13 protein-coding genes are annotated in these 10,852 nt (G+C 54.9%); 10 read left to right on the top strand and 3 right to left on the bottom strand.

Annotated features, from left to right (window positions below):
* The first annotated feature begins 527 nt into the window (after positions 1–527).
* Entirely contained in the window at positions 528–2,000 is a 1,473-nt protein-coding gene (locus tag G6M89_RS20615) for a pentapeptide repeat-containing protein (RefSeq protein ID WP_165163780.1), read from the top strand.
* A gap of 209 nt (positions 2,001–2,209) precedes the next feature.
* On the opposite strand, the gene G6M89_RS20610 is transcribed toward G6M89_RS20615, so the two are convergent.
* Positions 2,210–2,938, bottom strand: coding sequence for a M48 family metallopeptidase (locus tag G6M89_RS20610; RefSeq protein WP_165163779.1), 729 nt, complete (start codon positions 2,936–2,938; stop codon positions 2,210–2,212).
* Positions 2,939–2,952: 14 nt separating this feature from the next.
* A complete protein-coding gene (locus G6M89_RS20605; protein ID WP_343162667.1) occupies positions 2,953–5,775 on the bottom strand; it encodes a type I restriction endonuclease subunit R in 2,823 nt (940 codons plus the stop codon).
* Between G6M89_RS20605 and G6M89_RS22825 the strand changes: the two genes are divergently transcribed.
* The 6 genes from G6M89_RS22825 (at position 5,668) to G6M89_RS20580 (ending at position 8,222) form a co-directional block, all read left to right on the top strand.
* Complete coding sequence (locus tag G6M89_RS22825; protein ID WP_343162668.1) at positions 5,668–5,931, top strand: hypothetical protein; 264 nt, start codon at positions 5,668–5,670, stop codon at positions 5,929–5,931. The two genes, G6M89_RS20605 and G6M89_RS22825, sit on opposite strands and share 108 nt — an antisense overlap.
* Entirely contained in the window at positions 5,925–6,239 is a 315-nt protein-coding gene (locus G6M89_RS20600; RefSeq protein ID WP_165163778.1) for a hypothetical protein, read from the top strand. The genes G6M89_RS22825 and G6M89_RS20600 overlap by 7 nt, the downstream gene beginning before the upstream one ends.
* Positions 6,240–6,396: 157 nt before the next feature.
* On the top strand, positions 6,397–6,696 hold the full coding sequence (locus G6M89_RS20595; protein ID WP_165163777.1) for a DUF6516 family protein: 300 nt from the start codon (positions 6,397–6,399) through the stop codon (positions 6,694–6,696).
* Complete coding sequence (locus tag G6M89_RS20590) at positions 6,683–7,123, top strand: transcriptional regulator (RefSeq protein WP_165163776.1); 441 nt, start codon at positions 6,683–6,685, stop codon at positions 7,121–7,123. The genes G6M89_RS20595 and G6M89_RS20590 overlap by 14 nt, the downstream gene beginning before the upstream one ends.
* 308 nt (positions 7,124–7,431) lie before the next feature.
* A complete protein-coding gene (locus G6M89_RS20585; RefSeq protein WP_165163775.1) occupies positions 7,432–7,644 on the top strand; it encodes a hypothetical protein in 213 nt (70 codons plus the stop codon).
* A 2-nt stretch (positions 7,645–7,646) separates the two neighbouring features.
* The gene (locus tag G6M89_RS20580) at positions 7,647–8,222 is read left to right on the top strand and encodes a hypothetical protein (protein WP_165163774.1); all 576 of its coding nucleotides are present in this window, start codon (positions 7,647–7,649) and stop codon (positions 8,220–8,222) included.
* A 100-nt stretch (positions 8,223–8,322) separates the two neighbouring features.
* On the opposite strand, the gene G6M89_RS20575 is transcribed toward G6M89_RS20580, so the two are convergent.
* A complete protein-coding gene (locus G6M89_RS20575; RefSeq protein ID WP_206335652.1) occupies positions 8,323–9,714 on the bottom strand; it encodes a DUF5677 domain-containing protein in 1,392 nt (463 codons plus the stop codon).
* A gap of 171 nt (positions 9,715–9,885) precedes the next feature.
* Here G6M89_RS20575 and G6M89_RS20570 point away from each other — a divergent pair, with 171 nt between their 5' ends.
* From G6M89_RS20570 to G6M89_RS20560, 3 genes are all read left to right on the top strand, one after another.
* Positions 9,886–10,227 (top strand): hypothetical protein, encoded by a 342-nt coding sequence (locus tag G6M89_RS20570; RefSeq protein WP_165163773.1) that lies wholly within the window; start codon positions 9,886–9,888, stop codon positions 10,225–10,227.
* 239 nt (positions 10,228–10,466) lie between these two features.
* The gene (locus tag G6M89_RS20565; RefSeq protein ID WP_165163772.1) at positions 10,467–10,607 is read left to right on the top strand and encodes a hypothetical protein; all 141 of its coding nucleotides are present in this window, start codon (positions 10,467–10,469) and stop codon (positions 10,605–10,607) included.
* A 15-nt stretch (positions 10,608–10,622) separates the two neighbouring features.
* Positions 10,623–10,811, top strand: coding sequence for a hypothetical protein (locus tag G6M89_RS20560; protein WP_165163771.1), 189 nt, complete (start codon positions 10,623–10,625; stop codon positions 10,809–10,811).
* Positions 10,812–10,852: the final 41 nt, after the last annotated feature.

Raw genomic sequence — 10,852 nt, 5'->3', positions numbered from 1 at the left:
TTGTGTCGGCTTCTTCTTATCCACATTGTCGAGAGCATCTTGCAACTCTTCGACAGAGATTTCGTCGAGGTGATCCACTATTTGTTGCGACACGTTATGAGCAAATAGTTCTAACGGTTACTATAGCAGAACCACAACACTGCAACTACCCCGCACTACCTGGATACAAATACTGTGCCTTCCACATCCACCCGTTCCTCCTCTGGGACAACGTAGCCTCGCTTCGTGATCTACACCTGATCTACAAGCAAACAATCCAATCCATAGGCCGCATCGAACTCTTCTGCTGCACACTACTCTACCTCAACTTCGAAGACCTCAAAAACGTAATCGACCCCAACCAACCCATAAACATCGGATACACCACCTTTCTAAGCCCGATCAATCTCTCAACCACCGAACTAAACAACGACCTCTCTATAGCCGACTGCCGCATACCAGAACTCAACCTAGACGGAGCCAAAATCACAGGCCGACTCCACATCTGGGACAGCACAGTAGCAGAACTTCATTGCAACGCTGCAGAAGTGTTAGATGATAGTCACTTCGCCAATACCACTTTCGGAAAAGCAGAATTCCGCAACACCGAATTCAACGGAGCAGTCTCCTTCTGCGAAGAAGAACCAGAAGACGCCTCGATCAAAGAAGCTAGCGAAAATACAGGAACAGATGCGGCTGAATTCCATGTCACGCCCAGTTTTCTCGGAACCAAGTTCAAAGACGTAGCAATCTTCTCCGGCGTGAAATTCCGTGATGCCGCCGTATTTTCCGATGCCGAATTCCAAATCGGAGCATCCTTCAAACGAGCCGAAGCCAACGTCGGAGTACACTTCGGATCCGCACGATTCCACGGAAGAGTTGATTTCGGTGAGACTGATCTAGGGTATGCTGGGTTCACCTCAACACATTTCAACGATATCGTTGTGTTCGAGGACTGTCAGTTCGGGGGACTGTTCGCACCCTGCTTCACTGAACCAATTTCGAAACACGCCCATGCAGAGGGAATTCAATATGGACTCAGCTATATCGAGTCCAGCTCTCGGGCCATGGAGGATCCGTTTTTCTCTTATCTGGCATTTGAAATGGAGGATCTATCGGCGGCGTTCACCGGGTCACGGCCTGACGAGTACTTCTACTTCGAAAATGTCTCCGCTACGTCTGCTCTTGATTTTCGGCATGTGGATTTCGAGTATCTTGCTGCCAGCGCACAGATTAATCGGAAACGTGTTGACGCGATCGGACTCGCTCATAGCTCAATTGAATCTGGTGAGTTAGTCGTTTTGGACAGTGAGAAAAGCGTGTATCAACTCGAGAAAGCTACGGTCGGAGACATTATCATCGGGTATCCAGATGAGGTTGAAGTATTTGATAATCTATATATTGGAGACACCAAGTTTACTGAGTTTGATTTTTCCAACTACCGGAACAGCTTGATCAATAGTAACTGGGTGATCGACGGCATCCAGAGAAAGGGGAAGCACACGCAGTACAAGAAGCGGGAGACGACTTATGCGAAGGCGAAGGCAGGAGCCGCTAACCAGGGAGATACGTTTGCGGAGTCGAAGTTTTTCATTATGGAACGGCGGTGCAGACGAAGCCGTTATTTGACTGAGTTGAAGAACTCGGATGGTTTGAAGGAGAAGGCGGTATCGGGCTACAAAGCGGCTAGCAACCTTCTTTACGATGCTTCCTGTAAGTATGGTGAAAGCCCTAGTAGAGTGTTCACTTTGTCTGTTGGTTCGATCTTCGGTTTCGCGGTGTTGTATTGGTTGCTGCAAGAGGGAATACTGAGTTGGAATAGTGCTTTTTCCGGTGTTGATGTTAGTGCTGCCGTTAGTTATCTGGTATTCAGCTTACAAGCCTTCACGTCCTTCTTCCTTCCAGGAAGCTTAGACCCTGAGAACCAACTTATTCACTTATTGAGTTCCGTGCAGAGCTTTTTCGGAGCATTCGCCATCGCACTATTCGTAGCTACCCTGGTGAGAACCGTGCAACGCTAGTTCTATTCAGGGAGTGACCAGCAATAAGAGTGAATTTCCCGCGGTTGTTTTAGCGACATCTTTTCTGATGGGGTAATTCTTAAATCGAGGTTGAAGAAGACGAGAGCCCGGATTCAAACCCAGCTTAGGAAGCAGATTGTTCTTACCTTACGAGTACGAAGGAACCCCATCTATTCTGCAGTGATTTTAGATTCCATCATTGTTCAACCTCAGACAATCAGCGCATTACCATTGACTCTGAGCCACTCTCGTCGGTCTTCGTAATCCGGGATGAGCGTCCCGACAGTATTCCAGAACGCATCGGAGTGCTCATCATGCACTGCATGGGCTAACTCATGGACGATGACGTAGTCTTGAATCCGGACCGGTGCGAGTATCAGACGCCAGTTCAATCGGACTGCCCTGTTATCGAACTCTCCCCACCGACCGGAGAGTTCGCAGACATCGTACGAGATGTCGGAGAGGCCTAACTTTGATTCGTACTGTGGACTCCGATCCGGGAGGTCTTGTTTGGCCTGCCGAAGGTACCAATCGATCACAGCCTGTCGCTTGCGTCGAACACTTACATCGTCAGCAGGTGCATCAAGGTGGTGTACCTCGAGTGTGAACTCCAAGCCATCGAACGAGAGCCGTGGTTCAGGGACATCCGCTTCGATGACGTTGAGGTGGTACTCACGGCCGCGGTAGGGCAGCTTCTCGCCACTCAGATACTCTTTCGGGTATGGTGGCTCCGATTGCTCTTTGAGACCGTAGAGCTTCTCGAGGATCCATTCCTGACGACTCGTAAGAACCTCCTCAACCTCGCCGACTGTTGCCGTCATTGGAGCGCGCACAGTGAGCTCGAGTGACTGGTCTACTGAGAGTCCAATCGTCTCGCGGTCCTCTACCCAGTCGATTTCGTAGGGGACCACAGTTTGCCCGATATGGTGCTCTCTCATGTGCCGGGACGTTTTCATTCGTAATGGGCTCGAGCGAGTTGGATCACTCGGTTCGTGAGTTCGTCGCGCTCTTGGTCGGTCAGATCGAGATTGGCCTTGTAGAGTTCGATCTTCACCTGTTTTCGCATTTTATTCTGAACGTTGACCTTCTCTTTCCACTCGACGATAGTCACGAACTGCTCGGCTGCGGTGACGAACTTCCCAGTCAACTCGAGGAGGTGCTCCTCGTCAATATCGCGCTCGGTAGCGTTCAGCACGTCTTCTAACGCATGATAGAACGATAGCTCTGTTGTGTCGTCAAGGCCCTTTGACCGTGCTGCTTGCTCGCGTGAACGCATCTCGTCCATTACCTCGCGGAGTTCCTCGATAATCTCGCGATCGGAGAGGCGTTCCTGGCGATACTTCTCGATGAGATCTTCGACACGTTCCCGTAGCGACCCGTAGTGAACGGGGTCCTCATCGAATCGGACGTTGAGTTCGTGCTTGACAGCATGTTGCATTTCACTCGCCCGAGCTTCATCGCTTTCTAGCGTATCAAGTCTCGCATCGAATTCACCTCGGTCCATCACCGAGACGGGCTCGTCGTTCAGCACCTCGATCCCGGTCGAACGGATGTGCTTGTGGATTAGGTCACGAACCTGCTCACCTGTGCCCTCGAGGTTCATTTCCTCGTCGCGATAGCGTTCCTTTGCGCGAGCGTAGATCTCGCTCAGTTGCTCGAGGTCGTCCTTGTAGGGGTTCGCCATGGGATCGAGCAGGACGATATCCATGAGCTTCGAAAAGCGCTTGAACGCGTTGTTGAACTCAATGCGGGTGTCTTCGGGCTCGAGGGTCTGAAGACATGCCTCGATGTCCTCGAGATTTTCGAAGAAGATCACCGTCTTTCGATGGGCTGCTTCGAGGTCTTTCTCTTTGTCCTTGAGCGGGACCATCGCACGTTCGACGTCTTCGGCGCTGAACATCGCAAGTGCCTCTTTGAGTTCGTTCGAGACGCCGTAGTAGTCGATGATCAGTCCGTAGTTTTTATCGGTGAACGGTCGGTTGACGCGGGCGATTGCCTGTAGCAGGTTGTGCTCTTTCAGCGGCTTATCGAGATACATTACCTGCGCGACCGGCGCGTCGAAGCCCGTAAGCAGCATGTCACAGACGACAAGCAACTCAACCTCTCCGTCGGGATCGACGAACGAGTCTTTGTACTCCGAGAGTTCGGCGTCGGAGGGTGCCCACTTCTTGATGTCTTCGGGGTCGTTATGATCGTGAGACACCACGACACGTGACTCTGGGCCGTTGAACTCGTCGAGTTTCTCCTTGTAGGTGATCGCCGCACGCTTGCTGGTCGTGACGACCATCCCCTTGAACGTGTCCGCGATTTTGTTCTCGTAATGGTCGATGATGTCCAGCGTAACGCGTTCGATGCGCGACTCGGCTTCAGCGAGGTCCTGTGTCTTCGCGTAGCGCTTCTTGATTTCTGCTTTCTCTTCTTCCGTGTAGTCAGCAAAGACACGGTCGAACATCGTGTCGATAGTCTCGCCCTCGAGGTGCATGTCCGCGAGCAGGCCCTGATAGAGGATTTCGACGGTGGTGTCATCCTCGAGCGACTGGTCGATGGTGTAGGTGTGGATGTAGTTGCCGAAGGTCTGGCGAGTGTCACGCTCTTCTTTTTCAATCGGCGTGCCGGTGAATCCGACGTAGAAGGCGTTGGGTAATGCCGTACGCATGTTGTTTGCGAGGTGCTTGTACTGGGTCCGGTGGGCTTCGTCGACCATCACGTAGATGTCCTCGTCACGCGAGAGAATCGGGAAGTCACCCGCTTCATCCTCCTGAAGCTGGAACTTTTGGATTAGTGTGGTGATCGTCTCGCCAGCGTTGGCGCTGAGCTTTTCGCGGAGATCCTCGATCCCATCGGCCTTTTTTGGGTTCGGGAACCCACAGCGCTCAAAGGTCGCGTGGATCTGGTCATCGAGTGCCTGCCGGTCGGTGACGAGCAAGAGCGTTGGGTCGGCCATTTCCCGGCGGAGTTTGAGCCCGAGAAAGAGCATTGTGAGCGACTTGCCCGACCCCTGTGTGTGCCAGATGACGCCGCCGGGGGTTTCGCGTCGGTGGCGCTTTCGGATCCGCTCGAGTGCCTTTTGGACAGCGCGATACTGCTGGTATCGGGCGACGAGTTTCACGCGACCGGTCTGGTTGTTCTCGAAGACCGTGAAGTGCCGGAGAAGATCGAGCAGTCGCTCGGGTTCGAACAGCGCGTACAGCATCCGGTGCTGTGGGGGCACGTAGCCCTCGAGGTCGAATAGGTCCTCGAGATAGTCGTCGTCGACGGGGTAGGGATCGCGCCACGGCTTGTACTGGTTCTTTGGCGTTCCATAGGTTCCCATCACCGCGCCCTCGTACCACGTCGCCACGGAGAACTGGTTGTACCGGAATAGCTCTTCAGCGCCCTCTGTGGCCGTCGGCTCGCGGACGTTCTGGTAGCGCTGGAGTTGCTCGAGGGCCTCGCTTCTCGGCTCCGCGATGGTTGGTGACTTGCACTCGATGACGCCGAGCGGGATGCCGTTGACGAAGAGAACTATGTCGGGTTTGATCGTCTCCCGTTGTCCCTCGACGCGGAACTGGTTGAGCGCGAAGAAGTCGTTGTTCTCGAGGGTTTCGTAGTCGATGTACTCGACCGTCTGGTGTTTCAGCCCGTGACCGCGGTCCTGTTTGACCGACGTGTGCCGAACGAGTTTCTCGTGGATCTGCTCGTTCTCGTGCATCGTGCTCGTCCCGGTGACCTGCTGGATCTCACGGACAACCTTGTTCAGGTTGTTCTCGTTGATCCACGGGTTGAGGCGTTTGATCGCGTCACGAAGGCGGGGCTCGAGTACGCGCTCCCTGCCTTTCCGGATGCCGACATCACGATGCTCTACGTCGTCGACGACCTCGAGACGGGGTATGCTGACGAACCAGCAGCCCAGCGGCCGACGAACACGGCCGCGCTCTCGAGTCGATGGTAGTCGAGGGGGCCGCGGCGGAGGCGATCCTCGAGTACGCCGTCGACGAGTGGGGTCCGAACTCCTACGTCGTTGCACAGGGGACGCTGCTCTCGAGTGACGGCGAGCCGGATCGCTCGACACCAGGAATGTACGGCTCAACGGTTGGGTACGCGTCTGTCCTGGTGTGGAAAGACGTCTGCCCGCGGCCGTGGGAAGCTCCGCACATCCCGTGCGAACGCCAACGCGAAGACTGGGGCTGGGGAACGGTGAAGCCGCTTGCGCCCTCTCTCGAGTGGGTTCGACGATACACTGACCCGGCGACCGCGTGATCGTTCCGTGTGCCGGTACCGCGCCCTCGGCGATCGTCGCCGAGCGCGAGTACGGCAACCGGCGAACGTGCTCGCTGTCGATATCGAACCCCCGCTCCCAGTGAACGCCGATAGTGTTATAGGGTATCGGGTGATAGGGGATAGTACGAAGGGCAACATGGCTGATGGTGATGTCGTACTCAATCGGAACTTCGAGATCGATGCTCAGGAAGGCACTCGCGCCGAGTTGTTCGCTGTGGAAGATTCGTCGTACCCGGGTGGGTACTACTACCGATTCCAGTACTACGCTCCGGAGGATGGCCAGCAAATCCTCCGATACGACAACGCCCACGACTCCGATATCGGCCACCACCACCGCCATGTCGGTGACGACGTTACCGGAATCGAGTTCGACGGACTCCAAGACCATGTTGCCCGCTTCCAACAGGAGGTGCTCCAGATCAATGCCCGACGCTAACCACACCGATCCCGCCCCCGAAGAGATGAACTTCCCTGAGACGCTTCGCATCACAATTGCTTCGGCGGAGGACGCGTTCGACGACGCGGTCACGGCCGCCGGCGCTGCCGAAGATGGCGAGCAGACTGACGCCGTTGTCTCGTTCGAGAACGTCGAGGGGATCCGGAAGATGCTCACCGACCGTCGTTTCGAACTGCTCCGCTCGCTGATGGGCGCTCCCGCCGAGAGTATCTCGGCGCTGGCCACCCGGCTCGACCGGAGCTACTCGGTTGTCCACGACGACGTCGAGGTCCTCGCCGAGTACGGCATCATTCAGTTCCGCCAGAAGGGCGCATCGAAGCAGCCGTTCGTCCCGTACGAGACCATCGAGTTCGACGTGACGGTCCGTGCACCGATCGGCGGCGGCGACGCTGAAGCGCCGGCGTGAGCTGAGATGGGAAAATAAACGCGAGCTGCCCGGACTGCGAGGGCGAACTCGCCGAGAGTTCTTCGGAGCGAGGGGACTACTTCTGCCCGGATTGCAAACGGCCTGTCAAGAGTCGGGATGCTACGTTCTACTGTAGGGAGTGCGGTGAAGAGGAGGTCACAACCAGCCGGGGCGTTTGCACTGACTGCCGCGAACTGCGTGAACAGTCCCCCTATCAGCCAGACGAATCAAAGGACTACACCTGGGGTGAGGATGCATCTGACGACGGGCTGCACCGTCTCGCCGCTCGTGATTGCCCAGGGTGCGACATGATGCTCATCCCGGCCAATTTCGTATTTCACCCCCTCCACGATGGCGAGGGGAACTACTACGTTGGACACAACTGCCCGCACTGTGGAGAGATTCTCTATCGTTCCCGTGCGGCTGGTGATGTGGAGTTGGCCGACCACGCGAAGGACCGCGCTGAACTCGACCCTGATCCGCCCGCCGATCCCAATCAACTATCAGAAATCGAGTTGTAACCATGAGCCGTTTCAACCGTTCCCCCAGTGTAGAGTATAGCTCGTTCCTCCGAGAGGTTCGTGAGTATGCCGACGCCGACCACGAACCTGGCGAAGGCGTCTGCCGTGCTATTGCTGACGCGCTCGAGGCCGATCTCAAGAAGCGCTTCCGTGCCTACTGGTCCGTCGAGGAACCTGCCGACGGACCAGCATGCATCCGTCGCGTGATCACGGGGGACGACGAGTGCAACTGCACCTCGACGCGATCGTGGATCGACCGCGAACACGAACGGATCGGTGCTCGGGACAAGCCGCCACACAAGCCGCCCTACAGCGATCACGCGACACTCTGGCTTGACGATGGGGATCCGGTCCTCTACTCGATACACATCTACGGCCCAGAAGTCGAGGTCGTGTCGAAGACAGCAGCCCCAGAGGGCGAGCGCAGGCGAAACGGTTGGTTCGATCTGATCTCGTTCGCGGAGCACTGGGGGTTAGAGATCGGCATCACGCCGTTTTCTTGGTACAACGCGTTCTCGACGATCAACGTGGTCTTCTACTCGCCAGAGTGGGCACGACAGAAAGGCGGCAGTGAATGAATCCCGGAGGGGCGAGCGGGGACCCCGGGCGATATAGTGATGGATTGTGGGCAGCGCGATCCTACCCTACTGATGGAAGTACGTTCTACTGCAGGCGGTATCAATTCCCGAATTGTGGAAGATCAACATTCTGGTTCACCCAAACCTCCATTGCCGTATCAATCAAATCTTGGAAAGAGTCAAAATCCGAATGTGATCGGATGGCTTCATCGGCTTCTGTGACAACTGAGCCTTCATCTTTCACCTCATCTAATCCAACGGGAAGCGCGTCTTCAAACTCTTCCAGTGAGTCGAAGTCCGTATATTCCTCAAAAAACTTTTCAGAAAACAGATCTGGTCGGTCAATGTAGTTTAACGCGATATCGACAATATCCTGGTTCGCCCATTCCTCCGTAGCTTCTCGATCATCCTGCTCGAGTTCCTCGGCTACATCTGCGAACCCTTGCTCGATATCGCTAACGAGCATTTGTATACCCTTCATGTCGGCTAAATATGCCGAGTTTAGATGAACCGTCAACAGATTATTCGTGACCTGAGCAAGGGAAATTGCAGTTAACTGGCCCGGGAGATTCAACCCGGCATTTGAGGGGCCAGATAGCAATACTTCTGGCTGTTCAATATCCTCGTGACGGATGATTCCCAACCGGTCGAGTGTGCCCTTTGACCCTGCGTGGATTGCTTCACAGGCCAATTTATAGTATGGTGAGAGATGCTCTAGTCCCACCTCCTCTTTCATACTGTGGATTGACGGACCGCCATTACCACTGTGTGCCTCAGCTGCCCAGCCAGAACCATATCCATTGTCGTCAATAGACTCGCCAAATTGGTCTACCAGTTCGTCTCGGGTCGTTTCGAGCCCCTCGAGGATATCTGGGTCAAGGGGTTCAACATTAAGATCGTCTTGATGGTCTTGATAGGTCTCGGCAAAGTGGTACTCCCAGATCTGCCGGTAACTGAGGAAACGCTCTGCTGTCACCCCACTGTGCTGGACAATAAAGGAAGAAGTGATAGCGAGTTCGTAAAGCGATCGCCAACGAGCGAATGCCCCATCAGCGAACCCTCCTTTGAGAAGATGGTGAATCTCTAAGGCGACTTGGACTGAGCGAGCGTGGAGGCGCAAGAGAGCATGGAACTGATAATCCTCGCTTTGGGTAGCCTCAAACCCATACTCCCGGTTGAGTGCTCGGCCACTTTCCATGGACCAGACAATGAGCCGTTCAAGAAGCTCAAGGGGTTCTCCCCACCGTTCTTGAAGGTTCTGTTGAGAGTCTGCGATTGTATCTTGGTACCGTTCCAAGCCTTCATCATCACTGAGAATTTGTTCGTAGGTCTGCGTGGCGAGGTCATCAACCGCTCCGTCCATAACATTCTGGATGTCCTCTTGGCTGAGTTCGGTTATCTCACCTTCTTTGATTAGCGCAATGATTTCTTCGTTGAGTGCTTCGATGAGTGGATCATCGGAAAGGTCAATATCACCATAGGAATCATCCATACTTGAATGGTTTACTCGAGAATCATACTATTACTTGCTGTGATCGCTATTCGAAGCCCTCTATTCAGGCGTCCCACGAACGGCCGAAACAGGTGATTGACCGGCCACGTGGTGAACAAACTTTGACACCTCCACTTAAACCAGTGGGGTTATAATAGGTCTTGCAGAGACATGACGGAAGCTTTGAGGGACTACGTGCTGCTGTACGAATATCTCCCCAGCGACGATCCTCTGGATGAGGTTATCACCGCCACCGCGCCGGCGTCGAATTTCGAAGAGGATTGGACGGTCGTGGCGAATAGCAATCTGACAGAGGAGAGGGCGGTTGAAGACATTCCCAGACGAGGATCTCAAACAACGGTTCGGCCTGACCAGGCCCTCATCTTTCTTGGTGAGCGCCATGCTGGAATCATCGGTGCAGGAGCGAGCGAATTCTACGATGATCGTTTCGACGTGTCCGAGGATACTCTGAGAACGGAATTTATGGACGATGTGCGGTCAGAATTTGACTAATCACCGTCCTTAATCTCGTTCCATACGCTCCCGTACAGCGGTTTTCGCGCCGCGAGGTGCCGAACGCTTAGTCAGACACCTCTCAGAATCTTTACTAAATCACCATCTAGTTTATAACCGGGTGAACCCGACTCCATCTTGCGTTTTTGGCTGTTTTGTAGGCTGTTTCAGACACTTCCTTTTTAGCGATAAAGAGAAGTCCCTGGCATGAGCACGTCGCCGTCTGGTGATCGAAATTCGTGGATCCGACGGGTGGAGCACCTGACGCAGCAACGATTGAGAGCCTCGTCGCTCGGTACCTCGAAGCGAAATCGAAGGGCCGGCGTGCTGGGGGCTATCGGTCGCTCGCATCCGCCGCGCTCGGCCGGTGGTCTTCGTAGCTCGAAGACCGGAATATGTGCGTCCTGAACGACGTCAACGACGATGTGATGCGGTCGTACGCCCAGGACCTCCCCAGCGGCGGTCGAGATGGAGAGATCGAAGCATCGACCGCAATCACGTACTACGGTACCGTCCGGGCGTGCCTCACGTGGGCTGTTGAGGAGGTCTCCTCGTCGAGAACCCTGCCGCCGCTGCTCGGGTGAAGGAACTCCCAGAGGACACCACCGAGCCCTCGCGCCAACTG

Origin of the sequence: Natronolimnobius sp. AArcel1, from assembly GCF_011043775.1 — an archaeon.
Lineage (GTDB): Archaea > Halobacteriota > Halobacteria > Halobacteriales > Natrialbaceae > Natronolimnobius.
Note: the sequence above shows the minus strand (reverse complement) of the source record. Positions and strands in the feature narration are given on the sequence as shown.